The 24,680-nt window shown below is 42.4% G+C and carries 16 protein-coding genes; 9 read left to right on the top strand and 7 right to left on the bottom strand.

Going from position 1 to position 24,680, the window contains the following annotated elements:
- Positions 1 to 2: 2 nt before the first annotated feature.
- Together LX92_RS13335 and LX92_RS13330 are read right to left on the bottom strand one after the other, a co-directional pair.
- Positions 3 to 2,414 carry an outer membrane beta-barrel family protein gene (locus LX92_RS13335; protein ID WP_109651419.1) on the bottom strand — a complete coding sequence of 804 codons (2,412 nt, stop codon included), beginning with the start codon at positions 2,412 to 2,414 and terminating at the stop codon, positions 3 to 5.
- Positions 2,415 to 2,896: 482 nt separating this feature from the next.
- Positions 2,897 to 4,198, bottom strand: coding sequence for a serine hydrolase domain-containing protein (locus tag LX92_RS13330; protein ID WP_109651416.1), 1,302 nt, complete (start codon positions 4,196 to 4,198; stop codon positions 2,897 to 2,899).
- 399 nt (positions 4,199 to 4,597) lie between these two features.
- On the opposite strand from LX92_RS13330, the gene LX92_RS13325 reads away from it, so the two are divergent.
- The 8 genes from LX92_RS13325 (at position 4,598) to LX92_RS13290 (ending at position 18,441) form a co-directional block, all read left to right on the top strand.
- Positions 4,598 to 5,059 carry a DUF1572 family protein gene (locus tag LX92_RS13325; protein WP_109651414.1) on the top strand — a complete coding sequence of 154 codons (462 nt, stop codon included), beginning with the start codon at positions 4,598 to 4,600 and terminating at the stop codon, positions 5,057 to 5,059.
- 268 nt (positions 5,060 to 5,327) lie between these two features.
- Complete coding sequence (locus LX92_RS13320; RefSeq protein WP_109651412.1) at positions 5,328 to 6,782, top strand: sulfatase family protein; 1,455 nt, start codon at positions 5,328 to 5,330, stop codon at positions 6,780 to 6,782.
- Positions 6,783 to 6,949: 167 nt separating this feature from the next.
- On the top strand, positions 6,950 to 7,834 hold the full coding sequence (locus tag LX92_RS13315; RefSeq protein WP_109651409.1) for a hypothetical protein: 885 nt from the start codon (positions 6,950 to 6,952) through the stop codon (positions 7,832 to 7,834).
- A gap of 247 nt (positions 7,835 to 8,081) precedes the next feature.
- Entirely contained in the window at positions 8,082 to 11,534 is a 3,453-nt protein-coding gene (locus tag LX92_RS13310) for a methylmalonyl-CoA mutase family protein (RefSeq protein ID WP_109651407.1), read from the top strand.
- Positions 11,535 to 11,668: 134 nt separating this feature from the next.
- Positions 11,669 to 13,288 (top strand): glycoside hydrolase family 43 protein, encoded by a 1,620-nt coding sequence (locus LX92_RS13305; protein ID WP_109651405.1) that lies wholly within the window; start codon positions 11,669 to 11,671, stop codon positions 13,286 to 13,288.
- Positions 13,289 to 13,454: 166 nt separating this feature from the next.
- Positions 13,455 to 13,823 carry a DUF7009 family protein gene (locus tag LX92_RS13300; RefSeq protein WP_109651403.1) on the top strand — a complete coding sequence of 123 codons (369 nt, stop codon included), beginning with the start codon at positions 13,455 to 13,457 and terminating at the stop codon, positions 13,821 to 13,823.
- Positions 13,824 to 13,862: 39 nt separating this feature from the next.
- Positions 13,863 to 16,169: an FdhF/YdeP family oxidoreductase gene (locus LX92_RS13295; protein WP_109651401.1), complete on the top strand. Its 2,307-nt coding sequence runs from the start codon at positions 13,863 to 13,865 to the stop codon at positions 16,167 to 16,169.
- 253 nt (positions 16,170 to 16,422) lie between these two features.
- Positions 16,423 to 18,441, top strand: coding sequence for a DUF5018 domain-containing protein (locus LX92_RS13290; RefSeq protein ID WP_109651399.1), 2,019 nt, complete (start codon positions 16,423 to 16,425; stop codon positions 18,439 to 18,441).
- 353 nt (positions 18,442 to 18,794) lie between these two features.
- Here the strand turns inward: LX92_RS13290 and LX92_RS13285 are convergent, their stop codons facing one another.
- From LX92_RS13285 to LX92_RS13270, 4 genes are all read right to left on the bottom strand, one after another.
- Positions 18,795 to 19,970: an acyl-CoA dehydrogenase family protein gene (locus tag LX92_RS13285; RefSeq protein WP_109651397.1), complete on the bottom strand. Its 1,176-nt coding sequence runs from the start codon at positions 19,968 to 19,970 to the stop codon at positions 18,795 to 18,797.
- Between the two features lie 57 nt (positions 19,971 to 20,027).
- The gene (locus tag LX92_RS13280) at positions 20,028 to 20,741 is read right to left on the bottom strand and encodes a tRNA1(Val) (adenine(37)-N6)-methyltransferase (RefSeq protein WP_109651395.1); all 714 of its coding nucleotides are present in this window, start codon (positions 20,739 to 20,741) and stop codon (positions 20,028 to 20,030) included.
- A gap of 366 nt (positions 20,742 to 21,107) precedes the next feature.
- A complete protein-coding gene (locus tag LX92_RS13275; protein WP_223308369.1) occupies positions 21,108 to 21,446 on the bottom strand; it encodes a GIY-YIG nuclease family protein in 339 nt (112 codons plus the stop codon).
- Positions 21,447 to 21,544: 98 nt separating this feature from the next.
- Positions 21,545 to 23,020 carry a sulfatase family protein gene (locus tag LX92_RS13270; RefSeq protein WP_109651393.1) on the bottom strand — a complete coding sequence of 492 codons (1,476 nt, stop codon included), beginning with the start codon at positions 23,018 to 23,020 and terminating at the stop codon, positions 21,545 to 21,547.
- Between the two features lie 56 nt (positions 23,021 to 23,076).
- Between LX92_RS13270 and LX92_RS13265 the strand changes: the two genes are divergently transcribed.
- Positions 23,077 to 24,117: a sugar phosphate isomerase/epimerase family protein gene (locus LX92_RS13265; protein WP_109651391.1), complete on the top strand. Its 1,041-nt coding sequence runs from the start codon at positions 23,077 to 23,079 to the stop codon at positions 24,115 to 24,117.
- A gap of 32 nt (positions 24,118 to 24,149) precedes the next feature.
- Here the strand turns inward: LX92_RS13265 and rimM are convergent, their stop codons facing one another.
- Positions 24,150 to 24,677, bottom strand: a complete 528-nt coding sequence (rimM, locus tag LX92_RS13260) for a ribosome maturation factor RimM (protein WP_109651389.1) — start codon at positions 24,675 to 24,677, stop codon at positions 24,150 to 24,152.
- Between the last annotated feature and the right edge of the window lie 3 nt (positions 24,678 to 24,680).

Genomic DNA, 24,680 nt, shown 5'->3' with positions numbered 1-24,680 from the left:
TCCTAGTTCGAGTCCAATCGATCGCGTTCTATTTTGTCAATGTCACGTTGATTGTCCTCCAATCTAAAATTGCCAAAATTCAAAGTAAACCCTAGACGTATATATTGGGTTTCAGGCTTTACAAAATAAGCATTGTCCTGATTAAGGTATTTGGAAGATATACGACTGTTGGCTTTGTTCAACAGGTCATTTGCCTGTAAACTGACCACGGCCCTTTTGTTCCATAGGCTTTTTCGCAAACCCAGGGTAAGGTTTGTCGTTTCTTCCTTGGTATAGGAACCCTCCATAAATCCGGATAGGTAGGTAATGCCCACTTCCCCCTTAAAGGTACCGTCTTTGGAAAGGTTGAGGTAATTGGTAAAATCAATGTAGCCACCATCTACGGAGTTGGTAACGGTTTGGTTATTGCTTTCCAAGGCGACAAAGGTCTCATCTTCGTGAAAAATGGAAATGTAGGTATAAAGATACCACCAGTCGGTCACTGTTTTACCGTAATTGAAATCGAAACCATAGGATGTGCTTTCAAGAACATTTTGTGTAATATCCCGTAAAACAAGGTTTTGGTTGTCCTGAAAGGCAAGGGTGGAAATGTAGTTGCCATTGTCCCGATAATAAAAGTCGAAATAATAACTTCCTTTCAAGGTATAGTTTAGATTGAAGTTATGGCTGAAATTGGGGCGCAGGTTTGGATTACCCTCGCTAAAGTTGCTTTCATTGATATAATATCGGAACGGATTTAGATCCTCATATCTTGGGCGAGTCAATTTTCGGGAATAATCAAAGGCGAAACTGTGGTCGTCATGGGGGGTGTAGGTCAAGTAAAAGGTAGGGAACAGCTCAAAGTACATTAGCTCGTTGATTTCCAAAAGGGAAGCTGAAAACCCGGAACTTTTGGTCTGCTCCGCACGTAGACCGGCTTTGAAACCAACTTTTCCCCAGTCTTTGGATGCACTAAGGTAACCTGCATACACTTCTTCATCATAACGGTAATCATCGGACAGGTTTGCAATATGCAGCTGTTCTTCATTTGTGGTATTGTAATAGTCAATACTACTATTTGATTTGATAAAGGACCCTTTTAGTCCAGTTTCAAAATCAACGCTTCCAACGGAAGTCGTAATGTCCAATTGGGTGGTGTAGATTTCAATATCCTGGAGGTTATCCGTATAAAAACCGAAGGTTCTCATAAATTGGTTATCGGTGTCAAAATAGTCAGACCTCGCATTTTGATTATTGGTACGGCTATATTTTGTGTAATGGCCGTTCAACTTAAGGTCGCCCTGTTCTTTAAAATTGAGTTTGTAGGTGAGGTCCACAGAAATACTGTTCTTGTCCTCGAGTAGATCACTTTCAGTAATAAAGGTCGAATCCAATAGGCGTCCCGCATTGCGCATTTCGGTAAACTGTGTATTGTCGAATTCCTTGTTGGGGGAAACCGATGCGGTCGAGGCTAAATTGAGGGTGTTCCTATCATTGATCACATAATCCAAATTCAGTTGGGCCGTATGGTTTTTCGCTCTTGTGGTCTTATCATAATCCGTTGACCATCGAGAAAATATGCCACTATTGTTCATGAAATTGGTGGTGCTTTCGGTATTTTGAAAGTCCTTTCGCTGGCCATAATTATAAGAGGCAAACGCATTTAATTTTTCAGTTTTGTAAAAATGGGAGGTTCCTAGGGTGTATTTCGGGAAAATCGATTGGGTATAGGTGCTGTTGATGTTTCCTTTGTAGCCCATGGAAATGTTTTTGTTGGTCACGATATTAAGGACCGGACCGCTTTCGGCATCGAACTTCGCTGGGGGGGTATTAAAGATCTCGATCGATTTAATATGTCCGGCCGGATAATTATCCAATAGTTCGCGTACTTCCTGCGATGACAATTGAACCTTTCTGTCATTGATATAGACTGTGGCCTTTTGGCCACGCACCATTAAGTCTTCTTGCATGGCTATTACCCCTGGGGTACGTTGAAGAATATCCCAAGAACTACCTTGTGATACTACGGTGTTCTCGACATTGAAGATTAGCCGGTCTGTTAAACGTTCTATTTTCGGTTTCATTGAATTAACGACTACCTCATCGAGATTTTCGATATTATGGTCAATGATAATCGTGCCTATTTTAACATCCTTGGAAACGTCAATGCCAATCAAATCCGAGGATTTTGCAACATAACTGGCTTTTATGAAATAGGTGTTTGGGGTAATATTCTGTATTGTGAAACCGCCTTTTTCGTCCGCTGAAACACCACTTACCATTACACTGTCCGCCACCCCAAGTAAAAATACCGATGCAAAGGGGATACTTTGGTTGTCCATATCCTTAACCGACCCCGATACCGAAAAGGTTTGTGCCTTCATGGGTAAAGTAATGGCCAATGATATCACTAAAAGTATTGGTATAAATTTCACTTAACAATTTTGTTACTCCAAATCTAACAAAAAATGTCACTTTCCCTTACAAAAAACCTTTGGATTATTGATTATCAGCTTGGTATTCTAGACTTTTTCCTTGTTTCGTTTCTTGGAAGGTATCAAAGAAAGTGTCTTACAATGGAATATCTGATTTTATTGCCCCATTTTCTGCGATTTAAGGTAATGTCATTCCTAAGATTGCTGCCTTTTAGGCTATACTTCGTTTCCTACTTCTTTTTGCTCCCATTGTCTATGGTTTAAAAGGGATGTCCGGTTTAACTGGAATATGGATGGCATTGGCCGATAGTGATGGTTTGGCAGCTTTGATTTTCCTACAGTCCGTTTGAAAATATGCAGTTGTGACATAAAATGGGGATACATGGAATTAGGGGAAGGACTTTGGTTTTATACTTGGAACGACTATCTCAACAACCTGATGTTGTATGAAGGGGCATTTGTTGTTTTCAGTGGGCTAAAGCTTATAGGGTCGTGGCGGCAATCTGATGATGTAATTCCTTGGGGGTTGCCTGACTGTAAACCGCTTTGACTATCTCGTACAAATCGGGAATCACCGTCTTGGCAAGGGGTGAATTATTGTTCATCAATACACAGATTCCCAAATCCGATTCAGGATATACGGCAATCTCGTTTCTGTAGTTATTGACACTTCCACCGTGGTGCCATATGGTTTTTTCAAAAGTGCTATCCCCTTCGGTAAACTTGTGGATTCTCCACCCAAAACCGTAATACGACCTCGTGTGGCCCGGCCATCGTTGATAGTATTTACGATGTCCTGAAATCTCAATAAAAGGGTTGAATGCCTCGTCGATGGCCTCGCTTTTCATGACCTCGGGATGGTGTCCCAATAAAAAACGCATCCAACGGCCCATATCGTGGGCATTGGAACTGATGCCGCCAGCAGCTACCGCATTGTAATAATTATCCTTAAGATGGGCCGCCTTCCAACCATTCCGTGTTTTAACATGGGGCATGGCAATGTTGGCCTCATGGGTCAAGGTCTCATAATCGGTAGTAGTGGCACACATTTCCAAAGGTTTGAAAAATCGATTGTCCAAAAGGGTGTTGATTTTTTTACCGGTTGCTTTTTTCATCATTTCCCCACAAAGGGCGAACATGGCATTTTGATAGCTGTACATGAGCCCCGGTTTGCTTATGGGCATTACTTCCTTAAAACGTTTGGCTATATCCTTTAAGGGTAGGCCTGCCTCAACAAGATTCGTATAACTGTGGTATGGCGTACCCGATGTATGCGATAAAATATTCGCTAGGGTCACATTCGAAGTGTTCGTTCCATCACCCAATTGAAATTCAGGAAGATAATCACTCACTTTATCCGTCCAATTTAACTTTCCTTCACTTTTGATATTTGCGGCCAATATGCCGGCAAAACCTTTTGATAATGAACCCAGCCTAAAAACGGTTTCCCCGTTTACCGTACTTTGTTCAGCACTGTTCTTTTTGCCAAACCCTTCAGAGATTATAATGGAGTCCCCTTTTACAATACTCACCCCTGCCCCAATAACATCCCCTTTGGCAATGGCTTTCTTGAAATAGACGTTTAAGGCAGTTTGCAGTTCTTTTTGTCGGGTTGTGTAAAGCAATGCGTCCCTTTTGTTTTTTGAAGTTTTTTCCGTGGTTGATATTGCTGTTCCCACTTTTTGGGTACTATCTTTTGACTTGTGACTTAATAGACGTGAAGTAAGCGCCGATAAAGTAAAGACAACAAGCGCAGATGCGATTAAAATTCTATATCTCTGCATTGACGAACGGTTCTTTGATAGTTTAGGAGGAATAAAAATAGGATGAATTGCTTAAATAACGGTTGAAATGCTTCTTTCTTATGATTTTTAGTCAATTTTTACGCGTTTTTAACATTTTACTGGAATAACGGCCCTATTTGTTTGGGTCAAATGGGGTTTGCCCAATAAAATGATGGTCAATTTCCCTTAGGAAGGGATTGGCATTCCTACCAATACAATAAAACCTCTAATAACGAATATTTTTGGGTTGAATAATACCCACTTTCGATGTATCTTGCTTTGTCTCCCTTTTTGGCAGTGCTCTTGTGCAGGTACGGAAGAAGGGAAAAGTAGGGCCAATACTGGCCCCGATATATTTCGGTAAAGTGTAAGCTATAGGTATCGGACAATGCCCAGAATATGAAACAAACACATCAATTGGCCAACCGACTTCGCGAGGTTGTTTTAAATGGTACATGGATTGCGAACACCAACTACAAAGCGCAATTGGAGGGGACGGATTGGAAGGCCGTTACCATTAAAATCGATGCATTGAATTCAATTGCGATCATAGCCCAACACATTCATTATTATATCCATGGAATAAAGAATGTGTTCGAAGGGGGTGATCTTGATATAAAGGATAAATTCAGTTTTGACTTTCCACCCATAGAATCCCAATTGGCATGGGAATCCTTCCTGTCCCAATTTTGGATGGATACTGAAAAGCTAGTTGATTTGATAACCAACTTGCCCGAGGAAAAATTGAAGCATGTATTTGTAGATGAAAAATACGGCACTTATTTTAGGAACATTGACGGAATGATAGAACACTGTTATTATCATTTGGGGCAAATTGTCCTAATCAAAAAGTTGTTATGAATAACCGTCGGCAAGGTAATCGTGCTGCTATGGGTTAAAACCTATGGGCGATTTTATTTTCCTTCCAAAATCCCATGCCTTTCATGGGTTGAAAAACAAGAATTGCCCTTATCTTTATGGGAGTTTCCGGTCTAATTTTTTTGGTTGCGGTTATTGTTTGGGAAAGGTCATATCCAGAGAGTTTGTTTTTCCATTAAATAGGTGTGCCGAAAGGTGGAAATACCTATAACCGGATTCGTAGATCAATGATAATTTACTTTTTTAAACAATGGGAAAATACATCACTTTAATTCTAGTGTCCACGGTTTTGTTTGTTGGCTGTGATCGAAAAAAACAAGAGCAAATTGCCGAGAAGCCCAATGTGGTGGTCATATTCATTGATGATGAAGGTTATGGGGATGTAGGGTCCTATGGGGCAACAGGTTTTGAAACGCCCAATTTAGACCAAATGGCCAGTAAAGGAATGAGGTTTACGAATTTCTACGCTGCCCAGCCAGTTTGTAGTGCTTCACGTGCGGGACTGTTGACAGGGTGTTACCCAAATAGGATTGGGTTCTCCGGGGCTTTATTTCCTAATGATTCGATTGGGTTGAATACCAAAGAGTATACAATGGCCGAAATGTTCAAGGATCAAGGCTATGCAACTGCCTGCTTTGGAAAATGGCATTTGGGTAGGCCAAAGGAGTTTCTTCCCTTGCAGCATGGTTTTGATGAGTATGTAGGTTTGCCTTACTCCAACGACATGTGGCCAAATAGCAATGTTACAGGGGATCGGTTAGATCATAATGGGTGGAATTTCCCGGAATTACCTTTGATAGTCGGGAATGAAGTTACAGGATTCATCACCAGCTTGGAAGACCAGGATAAACTGACGACGCTTTATACCGAAAAAGCGGTTGATTTTATCAATAGGAATGCGGCACAGCCATTCTTTTTATATGTGCCGCACTCAATGGGGCATATCCCCCTCGGGGTTTCCAAAAAGTTCAAAGGCAAAAGTGAACAGGGTCTTTATGGTGATGTAATGATGGAAATAGATTGGTCGGTAGGTGAAATTAGCAAGGCATTGGAGAAGAATAATGTAGCGGATAATACGATTTTTATTTTTACGACAGACAATGGACCTTGGCTGAATTATGGTAACCAAGCAGGTTCGTCTGGGGGTCTCCGGGAGGGAAAAAGTACGAGTTGGGAAGGAGGACAACGTGTTCCTTTTATTATTCGCTGGCCAGGTAAGGTTCCTGAAGGCACTGTATGCAATCAATTGGCATGTGCGATTGATTTGTTGCCCACCTTCGCATCGATAACAAATGGTAGTTTATCGGCCAATAAAATTGATGGGGTCGATATCACATCACTTTGGAAAGGCGATTTTGAAGCTACCCCACGAGAGACCATTCTTTATTATTACGGTAAGAACAACCTAAATGGTGTACGAAAGGGAAATTGGAAGTTGGTCTTACCCCATACCTATGGTTCCTATAATGCAAAACCCGGTAATGATGGCCACGGGGGGAAACGGATAACAACGATTGTGGAGAAACCCGAACTTTATAATATGATGAGGGATCCGGGGGAGCGGTTCAATGTAATTGGGTCTTATCCGGAAAAAGTGCAGGAACTCATGGAAGTTGTTGGACAATCCCGGGCAGAATTGGGTGATTTGAATGTCGGAATCGAAAAAGGGTCCGGTAATAGGAAGATTGGTAGGATAGGGAAATAGTAGGGTAAGTGTTTGTCTTGGGGTATTGTCATTACAGCAATATATAAACAAATGCTGGAAACTATCGGGTAGGTCCATGGATCATCAGAAAGCGAATCCGGTTTGCCCGATGGGAGGTTTTTGGGATTCAGCTTTCTTAATCTTGTTATTAGTATTAATTTCATAGTATGCCGCATATTTTAAAAAACAGCAACCTAGAGATTCATTTTGACTTTCCGGAAGAGGGTTATGCCGGTTCGCGATTCGACTGGTCAGGAAAAATCACCAGGGTCATATTCGAAGGTTGTCCAATCACTACTGTGGAAAGGACGGATTACGAAGATGGGACGCACTTGGGGAAGGGGTTGTACAATGAATTCGGTATAGATTCCGCCTTGGGTTTTGAAGATGCCGAAATAGGAGGGTGGTTTCATAAAATCGGGGTGGGCTTATTGAAAAAAGAGGATCAAGAGTATCTATTCCATAAAGCCTATCAAACGCAACCGGCCCGGTTCAAAGTCAGTACTACCCCCTTTGATATCACAATCCGTTGTACCTCGGAAATGGTTAACGGCTTTGCCTATGTCCTGAACAAAAAGATCACCATAGGGGAAAGCGGTTGGGTTATCGATTATACCCTGCATAATGTTGGACAAAAAGCTATTCATACCGATGAATATGTACACAATTTCATGGCCGTAAATAACGAATCGATGGGGTGTGGTTATGTTTTGGAATTTCCTTTTCCGTTACAACCGGAGCGGTTTGGTGAAACTTTGAATACCGAGCAACAGGTTATCATGGGGTCCAACGAAATTGGTTTTGGGGGTACGCCCAACGACCAGTTCTTTTTCAGTAATCTTTCGGGAGGGGAAGATGTGAATGCTACTTGGGAATTACATCAACATGAACATAAGATTGGCATCTGTGAAAGGGGTGGTTTTAAAACCAACAAAATAAATCTTTGGGGGTGGAAACATGTCGTTTCCCCGGAATTGTTTTACCCTATTGCAATTCAACCGGGAAAAACCACCAAATGGTCAAGGAATTATACCGTTTTCAGGATAGACTGAAAATCCGTACAAACTTAATTCTGCCAGGAAAAGGCATTCGAGGATATGGAGGCCATCGGAATTGGGGTTGACCCATCAAAGTAGGGCATGTAAGGTTACTTGGTTGTTGTTTTGCCCGTTCACCAATAGGATCCCAATAAGGCAGCTGATATAGTTTCACCCTGTGTTTTTGAATTATTCCAAATTATCATTCCTTATTATTGAATATTCCGTAAATTACCACCCTAAAAACGAGTCTTAATTACAGATGAAACAAGTAACTCCCTATATTCCTAAAAATAAAGTACGTATTATTACGGCAGCTTCACTTTTTGATGGACACGATGCATCCATTAATATCATGCGTCGCATTATTCAGGCGACCGGGGTTGAGGTCATACACCTAGGCCATGACCGGAGTGTTGATGAGGTCGTGAATACGGCCATACAGGAGGATGCCAATGCCATTGCCATGACTTCCTACCAAGGAGGGCATAACGAGTACTTTAAGTACATGTTTGACCTGTTGCAGGAAAGAGGGGCAGACCACATCAAGATCTTTTGTGGTGGTGGCGGTGTAATTCTTCCTGAGGAAATCAAGGATTTAATGGACTATGGGATTACCCGGGTATATTCGCCGGATGATGGCCGTGCCATGGGCCTTCAAGGGATGATCAATGACTTGGTTGAAAACTCCGATTTCCCCATTGGGGACCGTCTTACTGATGAACTTCAACGTATTGAAGGGAAAGAGCACAAGGCCATTGCAAGAATGATTTCCGCTGCTGAAAATTTTCCGGAGGTGGCTAAAGATTTCATGCAGGCCCTACAAGCTAAAAATGAAAAATCAAATATTCCTGTTCTGGGTATTACAGGTACTGGAGGGGCGGGAAAATCATCCCTGGTCGATGAATTGGTGCGTCGTTTCTTGATCGATTTTCCTGAAAAGACCGTTGGTATTGTATCGGTAGACCCTTCCAAACGAAAAACGGGAGGCGCCTTGCTTGGCGATAGGATTCGGATGAACGCCATTAATAATCCGAGGGTGTATATGCGCAGTTTGGCAACCCGTCAAAGTAATTTGGCACTCTCAAGACATATACAAGAGGCTGTCGATATTTTAAAGGCGGCCCATTATGACCTGATTATTCTTGAAACTTCGGGAATTGGACAATCCGATACCGAGATAATAGAGCATTGCGATGTGTCGCTTTATGTGATGACACCTGAATTTGGAGCCGCTACCCAACTTGAGAAAATTGACATGCTCGATTTTGCCGATTTAGTGGCCATCAATAAATTTGATAAACGCGGCGCCCTTGATGCGCTACGTGATGTAAAGAAGCAATACATGCGTAACCACAACTTGTGGCATGCAAATCAAGATGATTTACCCGTTTTTGGTACCATAGCATCACAATTCAACGACCCGGGGATGAATACCCTTTATAGGGCTATAATGGACCGACTGGTAGAAAAGACCGAGGCGGACCTGAAATCCAGCTTGGCTATTTCAAAGGAACAATCCGAAAAGGTATATGTGATTCCGCCGGCCCGTACCCGATATCTTTCTGAAATTGCCGAGCGTAATCGGGCTTATGATCAAAAGGTCAATGGGCAGGTGCAAATTGCGCAGCAGCTTTACGGCATATTTAAAACAATTTGTGCTGTTGCGGGCCTTTCTGACGATAGGGGGAAATCCTATTTAAACAAGTCAGGATTAAAACAGGAAGCCATATTGGAACAGGTTCTGGATGATAAAGAAAAACAACAGCTACTAGAGTTGTTGTTCAAGGAATTCGACCGTGCTAAAATGGACCTTGATCCGTATTATTGGGAGATGTTGTTGCAATGGGACGAAAAGGTGGGGAAATATAAAGATCCCATATACACTTTTAAAGTAAGGGGTAAGGAAATAAAGATAGCAACGCATACCCAAACATTATCGTTCAACGATATTCCCAAGGTGGCTTTGCCAAAATACCAAGCCTGGGGCGACCTTCTGCGGTGGATGTTGCAAGAAAATGTGCCTGGTGAATTCCCATTTACCTCGGGCTTATATCCCTTTAAAAGAACAGGGGAGGATCCCACCCGTATGTTTGCCGGTGAGGGAGGTCCTGAACGTACCAATCGACGTTTCCATTATGTGAGTATGGGGCTGCCCGCCAAAAGACTTTCAACCGCATTCGACAGTGTAACCCTATACGGTAATGACCCCGACCATCGTCCTGACATCTACGGGAAAATCGGTAATGCAGGGGTGTCAGTCTGTTGTTTGGACGATGCGAAAAAATTGTATTCAGGCTTTGATCTTGCAGATGCCATGACCTCGGTGAGTATGACGATCAATGGTCCCGCCCCCATGTTGCTGGGGTTCTTTATGAATGCGGCCATAGACCAGCAATGTGAGTTGTATATTAAGGAAAATGGCCTCGAAAAAGAGGTTCGGAAAAAGATAAAATCGATATATCAGGAAAAAGGCCTTGAGCAACCCCATTATAACGGTGCCTTGCCTGAAGGACATAACGGGTTAGGATTATTGTTGTTGGGCGTGACAGGGGACCAAGTACTACCGCAGGAAATCTATAAAGAGATTAAGGCAAGGACACTCTCCCAAGTCCGGGGTACCGTACAAGCCGATATTTTAAAGGAGGATCAGGCACAGAATACCTGTATTTTCTCAACGGAGTTCGCACTGCGGTTAATGGGTGATGTACAAGAGTATTTCATTAAGGAGAAGGTGCGTAATTTTTATTCAGTATCCATTTCGGGGTATCATATTGCGGAGGCAGGGGCAAATCCCATATCGCAATTGGCATTTACACTTTCGAATGGTTTTACGTACGTGGAGTACTATTTGAGCCGTGGAATGGATATCAACGAATTTGGTCCAAACCTATCCTTCTTCTTCAGTAATGGCATCGATCCCGAATATGCCGTTATTGGTCGCGTAGCCCGTAAAATATGGGCCAAGGCCATGAGAGAAAAATATGGCGCCAACGAACGGGCACAGATGCTCAAATACCATATACAGACCTCGGGACGGAGTTTGCATGCGCAGGAAATCGATTTCAACGATATACGAACGACCCTACAAGCCTTATATGCCATCTATGACAATTGCAATTCCTTGCATACCAATGCCTATGATGAAGCCATAACCACGCCTACAGAGGAATCGGTTCGTAGGGCAATGGCCATACAATTGATCATTAACAAGGAACTGGGATTGGCGAAGAACGAAAACCCCATTCAGGGTGCTTTCATCATTGAGGAACTGACCGATTTGGTCGAGGAGGCGGTACTGTTGGAATTTGATCGTATCACCGATCGGGGTGGGGTCTTAGGGGCTATGGAAACCATGTACCAACGAAACAAAATACAGGAAGAGAGTCTACACTATGAGACGTTGAAACACTCTGGTGGATATCCCATTATTGGGGTAAATACCTTCTTGAGTTCCAAAGGGTCCCCAACCATTATGCCAGCGGAGGTGATTCGTGCAACCGAGGAGGAAAAGCAATTTCAGATCCAGACCAAGGAGAACCTACATAAGGCGAATGCGGAACAGGTTGAAGGACTCATCAAAAGCTTGCAGAATGCGGCCATCCACAATGAAAATCTTTTTGAAATAATGATGGAGATTACGAAATTCTGTTCCTTGGGCCAGATTACCTCGGCGTTGTACGAGGTAGGGGGGCAATATCGTAGGAATATGTAAAAGGATGATTCAGGAAAGAAGCTTTAAAAATAGTGTTACAACGATAAAATAGGATCAATTACTGAATGAAAAACGCCTTATTTTTATAGGGTGTTTTTCATTTATGATGTTCTAAATAGACAATCCTAAACCCTATGAGAGTATTTCTGATTTATTTGATCCTACTACTGATGCATTTTGCAGTAGTTGCCCAAGATTCGATTTCCCAGGGCCCAAAACGTACGAATCCTTTTGCTGCCAATCCAGACCCCAATGCAGCCGTAACCTATACCAACCCCATTATTCCGGGATTTTATTCCGATCCGAGCGTTTGCAGGGTAGGGGAAGACTATTATTTGGTTACCAGTACTTTTGAATACTTTCCGGGAGTTCCTGTTTTCCATAGTAGGGATTTGGTACATTGGGAACAAGTGGGCCACTGTATCCATCGGAGGGAGCAATTACCCAACGGCATCAATATTTTTGCAGCTACGCTTCGACACCATAAGGGCATTTTTTATATGATTACCACAAATGTTGTCAATGGGGGTAATTTCTATGTTACGGCAACAAACCCGGCCGGACCTTGGTCCGATCCCATTTGGGTCGATATTCCGGGCATAGATCCTGACCTATTTTTCGATGGGGATGGAAAGGCGTATGTCATATCCTCCCCATTCATCCTATATGAAATCGATTTGGCCACAGGGAAATTATTGACCGAGGGACGAAAAATCTGGAATGGGACCGGTGGTCGATATGCCGAAGGGCCGCATTTGTATAAAAAAGACGGATTCTATTATTTGATGGGGGCCGAAGGGGGTACCGAAGAAGCCCATTCCGAAACCATTGCCCGTAGCCATAGTATTTGGGGTCCATATACCGACAATCCTGCAAATCCCATCCTAGCCCATGCCAATGCGGCGGGACAAGGCAACCCGATTCAGGGCGTTGGACATGCCGATATGATCAAAGCCCATGACGGATCGCGATGGATGGTGTTTCATGGCTATCGAAATATTGCGGATATGTCAGGAGGGGTACATCATATTTTGGGAAGGGAAACTTGTTTGGCACCCGTTGATTGGCCGGAAAACGGATGGCCGGTCGTAAACGGAAATGGAACGGTCAATGTAAATATGACTGCACCGACCCTACCGTTGAAACCTTTTCCCGAAAAATCCGGTAAGGTCGATTTTGATACGCCAAAGTTAGGACTCGAATGGAATTACATTCAGCTTCCTGATGAAAGCAATTACCAACTCGATCCTGAAAAAGGCGTTTTACACCTAAAAGGTTCCGAATTGGTCATTGGGGATCAAGGCTCTCCAACTTTTGTAGGGCGAAGGTTGCAACACCTGAATTTTACGGCCACCACATTAATGGATTTTGACCCTAAAAAGGAAAACGAGGAAGCGGGGATGATCTTGCTTAACAATGGTTCCCATTTTGATCTTTTGGTACATCGAAAGGATGGAAAAATGCTTTTGGTGGTCAAGCTTCAATTTGGTTCCACAACCTATACCTCGAAAACCATTGAATTGAAACCAGGCCCCGTTCAATTAAGGATTACTGGGGATAGGACCACTTTTACTTTTGCCTATGCGCAGGAAAATGGTGTTTTTAAGGATGTGGAAACCGTTGATGCCAAATTTTTGAGTTCAGAAGTCGTAGGGTGGTTTACAGGGGTGTATGTCGGACTATATGCCACTGGAAATGGTAAAAAGAGCAAGGAACGGGCTACTTATGATGGGTTTGAATACGAAGGGCATTAAGCGTATTTCCAATACTTGCTAAGGTATAGGGCCGCATTTTATTTCCTTGATGGCGCTATTGCGATCAATGATTTTGAGCAGGAGGACCCTGTTCATGATTGGATGGTAAAATAAGCTACTACAAGGTACTTATTACTTATATTTGAATAGGCCAATAATTAGAGCGATGAAAATACGGATCAAAGAAAATTCTGTTCGTTTTCGGTTAACACCCACCGAAGTGGAGAAATTCTGCAAAGAAGGTGCTATAGAGGAAGCTACCCAGTTTAAATCCACAACCTTTAAATATGCTGTAAAGCAAAAACAGATTGGGAATTTGCAGGTAGATTTCAATGATAATGCCATTACACTTTATGTGCCCGAAAGCTTTGCAAAAGATTGGAATACTAACAATGTGGTAGGTCTTGATCACCATGAACAACTTGTTGATGGTGGTACGTTTTTTTTGCTACTGGAGAAAGATTTTGCTTGTCTGGACAATACCCATGAAGACCAAACCGATAAATATCCCAATCCCAAGGCCGGTAAATGCTGATATTCTTTTTGTTATCCATAGTTTGATTACATTTAGGATATGGATGATGGATTTTATAGGAAAGTATCCCTTTTCGGGCCTAAGACTTTTACCAATATTAAATTAACAGCCCCCGCAAATTATGCTGCCGGAATACCAGGGGTTAAGGCTGCCATGTCACATGCCTTTAAGGAAATGGGCGTAGTGCGCTCTATGAAAGCGCTATCGCACATGAACCAAAATGAGGGATTTGAGTGTCCCAGTTGCGCCTGGCCAGATCCGGATAAGCCTTCGAAAATTGGGGAATTCTGTGAAAACGGAGCCAAGGCCTTGGCCGACGAGGCTACTACAGAACATATTGGTAGGGAGTTTTTTAAACGATATTCGGTCGAGGAACTTTCACAATGTACCGATTATGAATTGAATAGGTTCGGAAGACTTGTTGAGCCTTTGGTACTACGTTCAGGAAGTCTCCATTACGAACCCATTTCATGGCAAGATGCCTATGGAATAATAGCTGCGGAACTTTATAAATTGACTTCCCCGAATGAGGCTATTTTTTATACTTCGGGTCGTTCAAGTAATGAGGCGGCTTTTTTATATGGGATGTTCGCAAGGGCTTTTGGTACCAATAATATGCCCGATTGCTCCAATATGTGCCACGAAAGTAGTGGCGTGGCCCTATCACAAACTTTGGGTATTGGTAAAGGTTCTGTAAAACTGGAAGATCTTCATGGGGCCGAAGTCATCATTGTGGCAGGACAGAATCCCGGTACCAATCACCCCCGTATGCTTTCCGCCTTGGAAAAATGCAAGGAGAATGGGGGTAAAATCATCAGTATCAATCCGTTGGAGGAATCAGGACTTGTCAACTTCAAGAATCCACAAAGTATAAAAGGCATGATGGGTGGGGGCGAAGATCTAACGGACCTCCATCTACAGGTGAAGATCAATCAAGATATCCCCCTCGTAAAGTCCATTATCAAAAAACTGGCCGAATTGAACACCTCCAATGGTTTGGTTTTTGACCATGATTTTATTGAAGAATATGTAGATGGTTATGAATTGCTGATGAAGGATCTTGAAAAGTATGATCTTGGAAAGCTCATCGAATTGTCGGGCGTGGAAGGGGAAAGAATAGATGAAGCCGTACATCTGCTGTCATCCAAATCAAAGATCGTGGTGTGTTGGGCCATGGGGCTTACCCAACATAAAAATGGGGTAGCCACCATTCAGGAATATGTTAACCTATTATTGCTCAAGGGTGCTTTAGGAAAACCCTATGCGGGTACTTGTCCGGTTCGAGGGCATAGTAATGTGCAAGGGGATCGCAGTGTGGGCATCATGCATTATGTCAATAAAGGTTTAAATAAGCGTATCGAAAAACACCTTGGTTTCGTTCCACCGGATAAGGAGGGTGTTGATGTTGTTGGGGCCATGAAGGCCATGCATGATGGTGAAGGTAAGGTTTTCATATGTCTGGGGGGTAACTTTCTTATGGCGGCGAGCGATACCGAATATACGGCTAAGGCTTTACAACAATGTGAACTCACTGTCCAGATCAGTACCAAACTCAATCGCACCCATTTGGTAACCGGTAAAACAGCCTTGATCTTACCTACTTTCGGTCGGTCGGAAAAAGACATTAAGAACGGTAAACAACGTCATATTACCATTGAGAATAGCATGGGGAGGGTACGGAAGTCGAGGGGGTTGTTAAAACCTGCTTCCAAAATCATAAAAAGTGAACCCGAGATTATCGCTGAAATGGCTGACACCTTTTTTAAGGATGGACATCCCATGGATTGGAAGGCCTTGGGCCAGGATTATAATTTGATCAGGGCGTATATCGATAAGGTGGTAAAGGGGTTTGATAGTACCCATGGGAATTTAAAGGGGTCCGGTTATTATTTGCCCAATAATGTTCGGGAACGTGATTTTAGTATGTTACCGAATGGTAAGGCCCAGTTAACCTTGAACGCGTTACCCGATCATGGACTTGCAAAAGATGAATTTCTATTGATGACCATTCGTTCACATGACCAGTTCAATACCACGATTTATGGTTTGGATGATCGGTATAGGGGTGTTTATAATGAAAGAAGGGTCTTGTTTATGAATGAAAGGGATATGGAACGGCAGGGGTGGCAAAAACTGGAAGTCGTCGACATTCATAGTCTATACGATAACACCCAAAGGACAGCCCATAATTTTTTGGTCGTTCCGTATAATATTCCCGAAGGGAATCTTGGGGCTTATTTTCCTGAAACCAATGTCCTGGTGCCATACAATCATTTTGCGGATAAGAGTAAGACGCCCATTAGTAAATCGATTGTGGTGAAATTGAAAAAATCCGACACCAACTAAAAAGAGTCCGATCAATAAAGACCGGACTCTTTTACGAGAACACTATATGAAAATGAAAAAAATTTATTTCGTTTTTATTACATCGTAAATGTACCCTACCATTCCCTTTAGAAAAAAGAATTGATGCGTAGCAAGCAAATCTTGTGGTGAACACCTGTTTTTATGTTTTTTTATAGGATTATCATCCTTATTTAGGATTACTTTTCACAGGAATTCATCTTCGTTCAATAGGGAAAACCGAATAGGCATAGCTATGGGTTTTCTTTTAAGGAAAAAAAAGGAAGATGTATTATCATGTAGCGGCAATGATTATGGTTTTTTGCCGTTTAACCAAATCAATAAACAATCGAATCAAATTATGCTCAAAAATCCCCTAACCCTTGTTCTATTGACGATGTTGTTCATAGGATGTTCCAAAAGTGAATCCACAAATCCTACGATAATTCCTGAGGAGATACTAAGCGATGCCAAGGAAATATCATCGTTTAAGATTGCACTTGGCAATGAGGAATATACGGCCATTATCAGGAATGACAGTGTTTTGTACACATTCCCAGCAACTACCGTTTTAACGGCATTGGAACCTGTAATCACCTTTTCTGAAAAGGCGGAAATTGATCCCGCGTCCGGGGAAGCTGTTGATTTTACCAATCCGGTTAAATATACGGTGACCGCCGAGGATGAATCCAAAAAGGAATATATGGCTGTTTTGGACAAATATGATTCCGAAAAGGAGATCAAGTGGGTTTCGTTTGATGTTTCCGGTTCTTATAGTAGTGGAATATACGCCCAAAATCCTGCAGATATAGATACCCTGTATTATACGTTCACCTATGCCGATATAACTGATTTACAAGCGGAGATTGAAGTTTCTGAGGGGGCTACGGTTGAACCTGATCCTGCTGGAATAAGCGATTATTCCTCTCCGGTAAAGTATACGGTAACCGGGGCCGATGGAACGACGAACGAGGTTTTTGTGTGGGCAAAGAACTGGCCTTTGAAACAAGTGAAGATAGACGGATTTGTCTATAATGAATTTGACGAAGTTACTTTAGGAGGTGATATCACATTCGAAGTGAACGAACTAACACCCTATCAAGATAGTATTCAAGTACGTTTGTTCAGTGAACTGGAATCCTTTGATCTTGACATCAAGAGTATCAATGAAGAGACCAAGGAAATAACAGCGACCCTACCCGATTCCTATACAAATAATAGATTCGCATTGGAAGTTTCGATAGCAAGTGATAATACCGATGAATCTGACGGATTTAGGCTACTCAACGGAAAATTGAACTTTAAGGAAGTAATGACCCCGTACAATAATGGAAACCCGATACCCATTGAAACAGTCATTTGGCCAGGGCATTATTTAGACATTTTTGTGTATTTAAAGGATGATGCTGTTGATGATCATGAGTTTTTCCTCCTAAAAGATGGCATTTATTACGAAATGACAGTAAAGCAAACCTTTAATAATTTTATAACCACAGGTATTAGGGTCGAAATGCCTGATCTTCCGGATATATTGCCCGAAGGTGGTACCGATTACAAACTAGTGATACGTAATGCTGAAGGGGAAGAAACTTTTGATTTGACCAATGGTGAGGGCAATAAAATCAATGTAGTTTTGGCTCAAGCGCCAGAGGTGAATTCATTAAGTACCTATACCGTGCAAAAGGATGGGACTTTTAAGATTATGGGTGAGAATTTATTGGTAGGGCCGATTATTGGGTATACCAATTCATCGATTTTGAGTGATAGGAGTAGTATAAGGCTTAGTGATGCGCAAGGAAGCAGTTATTATATATATAGTGACACTGTGGATGCTAACGGAAACCTCGTTATTGATCTGTCCTCACGCTCTTATATGCCTTCCGGTTCGTATGGGATATTTTTCTCAAGTAATGTGAAGTTGTTTTCGGAAGTTGCTACGGGCTTAACGGTAACGGTGACACAACTGCCATCAGAGCATCCTAGCTTAGAGGTATCAAATGCCAAATTATATGGTAATAACCATGCAAGCCTACCGAAACAGATTCTTTTGACCTTTAATGAAAATATTGATAATTATAACATTAAAAGTATTGTAACAGGTAGGGAAGAAACGGTTGTCATCGAGAATTATTTTTTCTACCCGACAACGGTTCTTACAGGGACTTTGACCGATGATGAATATGGTCTTACACTACGTGACCGCGATGGTTATGTCGTTGTAGAGGATAATGGCGTAGATTATAGGATTTATTTCACATTGCAAATGGAATTCTAGAGAAGGTCCAAATGCGTATAGAATGCCCCAAGTCATAATTATGAATTGACTTGGGGCATTTTTAGTTTGGGAAATGTTCTTGAACATTTTCCAAACTAAAAAGAGTCCGATCAATGAAGACCGGACTCTTTTACGAGAACACTATATGAAAATGAAAAAATTTTATTTCGTTTTTATTACATGGTAAAAGTATACTACCAGGTCCTGTGAAGAAAAGAAATGATGTGAAGTACTCAAAAGTTGTGGTGTTTGCCCTGGATCTTGTTTTAAATGCTCAAGACACGTTGCTTTAGGAAACACCAAGGACCGTCAATAACGGATGATAACTAAAACTAAGGAACGATGTCTTTGTACTAAAAGGCGGGTATTCCCGTAATATCGGCTCCTGTGATCAAAAGGTGGATGTCATGGGTGCCTTCATAGGTAATGACACTCTCGAGGTTCATCATATGGCGCATAATGCAATAGTCCCCCGTAATTCCCATGGCTCCTAACACCTGTCTTGCTTCGCGGGCTATATGTAACGCCATGTCCACATTGTTGCGTTTTGCCATGGAGATTTGTGCCGTAGTGGCACGATCTTCGTTTTTTAACTGTCCCAATCGAAAGGCCAACAATTGGGCTTTGGTGATCTCGGTAATCATTTCGGCCAATTTTTTCTGTTGTAGTTGTTTGGACGCAATGGGTTTCCCGAATTGGATTCGTTCCTTGGCATATCTCAATGCCGTATCGTAACAATCCATAGCGGCCCCAATGGCACCCCAAGCTATACCATATCGGGCAGAATCCAGGCAGCCCAAAGGAGCCCCAAGACCATTTTTGCCGGGTAATAGGTTTTCTTTAGGCACTTTTACGTTATCGAAAATCAATTCCCCGGTAGCCGAAGCCCGTAAAGACCATTTACCGTGGGTTTCCGGGGTGGAAAAGCCTTCCATGCCACGCTCAACGATCAGACCATGGATACGGCCTTCTTCATTCTTGGCCCAGACAATGGCTATATCGGCAAAGGGGGCGTTCGATATCCAAAGTTTGGCCCCATTTAATAAGAAATGGTCGCCCATATCCTTGAATTTGGTTTCCATACCCGACGGATTTGAACCATGGTTGGGTTCGGTAAGTCCAAAACAGCCCATAAATTCACCGGAGGCTAATTTGGGTAGGTATTTTTTGCGTTGTTCCTCAGTGCCATATTTGAAAATAGGGTACATCACAAGGGATGATTGTACCGATGCCGTTGAACGCACGCCACTATCCCCGCGTTCAATTTCCTGCATAATGAGTCCATAACTGATCTGGTCTAAGCCAGCACCACCATATTCCTCGGGAATATAAGGACCGAAAGCACCGATTTCGGCCAAGCCGCCTATGATTTGTTTGGGAAACTCCGCTTTTTGGGCATACTCCTCAATAATGGGCGATACATCCCTTTTGACCCATTGACGGGCCGCATCGCGCACCAACAGATGTTCTTCTGAAAATAAATCGTCTAGATTGTAATAATCGGGAGCTTCAAATAAGTCGGGCTTCATAGGTATGGGTTTTAATCAAATATAATTAAAGAAATATAACACATCAAAAGCGAATTGTTACATATTTAAATAAAAATCTTTTGTCAAGGCTATATAGTCATCTGTATATTGATGTCTTTCCATTTCGATAATCAATTCATCCCTTAATACCTCTTTTTTGTTGAAGGAAAACTGAAGTAGACTTCTTTTGATTTCTGACGAGGGATTCCCTTTTACCCTTGTAATATGTTGAGGGTAAAGTCCTTTTTGTTCTGCAAGATCTATAAGTTGGACCTCTTCCTTGAAAGGGATGATTGTAGAAAAAATACCATCGGGGAAAAGTAACTTCGAGACCCCTTCAATCAATTCGTCAAAAGGAAGCGATTGGTTTTGCCTTGCGGTGTCCCTTGCAGCGTTTCCACTGGAGACCTCTTCGGAATAGAATGGCGGATTCGAAACGATCAAATCATACTGGTCTTCAATATCATCCAAGAACTCATCCAATCCGGCATGGTAACAAAAAAGACGGTCACCCCATGGTGAGGTCTCAAAATTGTCTACACACTGTTCATAGGCATCCTCATCGATTTCCAAAGCGTCGATGGTATCGGCCCCACTTCTTTGCGCCAACATCAAGGCCAATAAACCTGTTCCCGCACCGATGTCCAAAATAGTTCCAGGATGGTTTACGATGGATGTCCATGCCCCTAAGAGTACCCCGTCGGTGCCTATTTTCATGGCACAGCGGTCTTGGTGTATCTCGAATTGTTTGAACTTGAAGGGTTTGGTCATATTAGGTGTTGCTGTTTGTTCAGGGTAAAAATAGGATGTTTTGTCATTCCTGTCTTTGTAGGGGTCTTTTTTTTTCTGAACATTACAATGTGTTCATTGTTTTTTAATTGATTCCTGCCTTCGCAGGAATGACATGGTGTTAGGGTTTTGTTTTTAAGTGATTCCTGCCTTCGCAGGAATGACAGATCTTTGGATCTTTATAACAGGGGTCTGGCCTTCACGGGAATGACATTGTATTTGTTTCTTGTTCTTAATCATCCCTATCCTTTTTTGTAAATAAACCGATGTGATATCTAATAAGTAATATTTTATATGGTTTGTGCAGGTTCGTGTGGATTGTCATTCCTGCGCATGCAGGAATCCCTTTTAGTCATACCAATCGATTGCCAAATCCATCCATTCCGGATTATCCTCCTCGATGAGGTTTATTTTCCATTGACGTTTCCATTTTTTCATACGTTTCTCCCTTAGGATAGCATCCTGAACATATAGAAAACTTTCCATGAACACTACTTTGTCCAAGTTGTATTTTTGGGTGAAGCCCTCAACCAATTTGTTTTTGTGTTCATAGATTCTTCTTTTCAGGTTATTGGTCATTCCAATATAAAGTGTACCATGCTTTTTGTTGGTGAGGATGTAAACATAATATTGATGTTGTAAAGGTTGCATGTTTATGATGGTTTCCTGCCTTCGCAGCAATGACATGGTGTTAGGGTTTTGTTTTTAATTGATTCCTGCCTTCGGTGGAATGATAGACGATGGAATTTTATAACAGGATTCGCGTCTTCACAGGAATGGCAAAACTATTTTTGTACAATGCGTCCTGGTTCCCGTGACTCACTACCTTCCAGTTCCAAGAGGGAATCACCCAATCTAAAGCGCATGTCATTGGCAAGTAATTTTATTTCCGCTACGATTTCGGGATTCTCATCGGCAACATTCCGGGTCTCACTGACGTCGTTTTCCACATCGTACAATTCGATTTCTTCCAAGTCGACCATCCGGTATTCACCCGGTTGTCCATCTTTTCCAGGCTCCTGACCTTCCATGGTGCGATAGCGGTGTGGAAAATACAATTTCCATTTTCCGTAGCGGACGCCAAAGAGCTCATTGACCCGATAATAAAAGAAATAGGCCTTTTGTGGACTTTTTGTCGTTTGTCCGGTAAGTACATCCCAAACATTTTTACCATCGATGGTCAATTCGGGCAGTTTGGAATCGGTAAGGGCTGCAAGGGTCGGGAGCATATCAATCGCCATCACAGGAACATCAACGGTTTTTCCTGCCTGTAATTTATTCGGGTATTTCATAATAAAGGGTTCACGTTGCCCACCTTCCCAGGCTGTTCCTTTGCCCTCCCGATATGGCAAGGCACTTCCCGCATGGTTGCCATAGGACAGCCATGGGCCATTGTCCGAGGTAAAAATAACAATGGTGTTGTCTTCAAGTCCGTTCTTTTTTAGGGCCTCAAGGATTTGCCCAACAGACCAATCAATTTCCATGATCACATCACCATACAGCCCTCTTTTCGATTTTCCCTTGAATTTGTCTGAAACGAATAAAGGTACATGGGGCTGCGGATGGGGTACATACAAGAAAAAAGGATTTTCCTTATTCCTATTGATAAAATCAACACTGCGTTCGGTAATTTGGGTGGTCAATTGTGATTGTTCGGTCAAGGTGTCTATAACCGTTTCATTTTCATATAACGGTAAATCAGGGAAATTAAAGATAGGACCTTGTTGCGGATGAAAAGGCCACATGTCATTGGAGTAGGGGATACCGAAATATTCATCAAAACCATGTCGGTTCGGCATAAATTCAGGATAATGCCCCAAATGCCATTTTCCGAAAATGGCGGTTTTATAACCCTTGGCCTTAAGCATTTCGGCTATGGTGGTCTCCGAACTGTTGATGCCATGGGTGTTATCGGGCCCTAAGGCATTATGGATTCCAATACGGTTGGGGTAGCAACCGGTCAATAAGCCGGCACGCGAAGCGGAACACACGGCTTGGGCTGCGTAGTAATTGGTCAATTTCACCCCTTCCGAGGCCATTTGGTCCAAATGTGGGGTTTCTATATTGGGAGATCCGAATATGCCCACATCCTGATAACCCTGGTCATCCGTCAAAATGAGGACAACATTGGGTTGACGGGTTGGTTTTTCGGGTAAGTGCCCTTGTTTTTCTTTACAAGAAAGGCCGAATACCACTAAAAAGTAGACCAGAACATATTTTACATTGGAGCTTTTGTCAATAGTATTATTTAGGAAGGTCATAAGAAATCTTGTTAATGAACCTGAAAATAGTTAATTTTCTGAAATAATTACATTCCATGAAACATAAAGAAAAACCAGGTAGAAGAAGATTTTTGACAAATGGCTTGATGTTGGCCGCAGGCTCTACCTTGATAGGTCCGTCCCTTTTCGGGGCTCCTTCGATATTGAAGTATTACAACAAACCAAACTCCATGATCAATGGGGTACAGATAGGGGTGATCACCTACTCTTTTCGAAGTATGGGGAATCAAAGTGCGGAGGCTACCTTAAAATATGTCTTGGATTGTGGTGTCAGTGCCATTGAATTGATGGGTGATCCTGCCGAAGCCTTCGCAGGTAAACCGGAAAACCCTGTGGATCGGAAGGCTTTCTCTCGTCTTTGGAAGACAAAACGGGAAGGGAAGTTGACAAGGGACCAAGAAAAGGAAATGGCTGAATTACAGGCTCAAACGGATTCCTATAATAAGCAAGTGGCAGCTTGGAGGGGTAAAGTACCTATGGATGCCTTTGCGAAACTGCGAAAGATGTATAACGACGCTGGCGTAACCATCTACGCCTTTAAACCCAGTGCTTTTAAAAAAGGCAATTCGGATGCTGAGATTGCCTGGGGTATGAAAACGGCAAAAGTTTTAGGGGCAAGCCACGTTACTGTGGAACACCCAAGTGATGATGCCCATACCCTGCGATTGGGTAATATGGCCAAAAAACATGGTATTTATGTAGGGTACCATGGCCATGAGCAGCAGACCCCTACCTTATGGGATACTGCATTGGGGCAATCACCATATAACGCCATGAACTTGGATTTTGGGCATTATGTCGCTGCAGGAAATAAAAACCCCCTTCAAATCATTAAGGATAAACATGAGCGTATCAAGAGTATGCATATCAAAGACCGTCAGACCGTCGCCCATGGTAAGGGTAATTTGGTGTGGGGTTCAGGGGATACCCCAATCATTGAGGCACTTCAATTGATGCGGGATAACAAGTATGCTTTTCCGGCTACTATTGAGTTGGAATACGCGATTCCCGAAGGTTCAGATGCCGTAACGGAAGTTCAGAAGTGTTTGGCCTATTGTAGGCAGGCCCTGAAATAGGGGATATCCGTTTTCATTTGCGGGATTTTGGGTTATCCCAAATAAAGGTCTACCAAGCCCTCAGGGGTAGTGACATAGATGGTTTTATTCTCCCGATCCACTTTGGTGATAATCTGGTCATTGATGGGGATCAATAATTCCTTTTCGTCTTTTTTGACCTCAAACAAGGCCTGTGAGGTGGTGTCGTTGATGCTTTCTATGATACCAATATCACCATGTACGCTATCGATAAGGTTGAATCCGATGACTTCGTGGAAATAGAATTTGTCCCCACTTAATTTGGGAAGAAAGGAAAGGGGTAAGTAGAGTTCGCAACCCATGATACGGTCGGCATCATTTTCGGTTTTGACCTCCTCAAAGTCGACACGCAGGAGACTGCTTTTGTGAAGACGGCATTTGTCAATAAAAAATGGAACCAGATTGTTTCCAAGTGAAACAAATACTGATTCCATATTTTCGTAAATCTCAGGTTCGTCGGTATCGAGTTTAACAAGTACCTCCCCTTTGAAACTATATTTTGAAACGATTTTACCTAGGTAGAAACAAGAAGACTTGTCCATCGT

Origin of the sequence: Maribacter polysiphoniae (assembly GCF_003148665.1) — a bacterium.
Classification (GTDB): domain Bacteria; phylum Bacteroidota; class Bacteroidia; order Flavobacteriales; family Flavobacteriaceae; genus Maribacter_A; species Maribacter_A polysiphoniae.
Note: the sequence above shows the minus strand (reverse complement) of the source record. Positions and strands in the feature narration are given on the sequence as shown.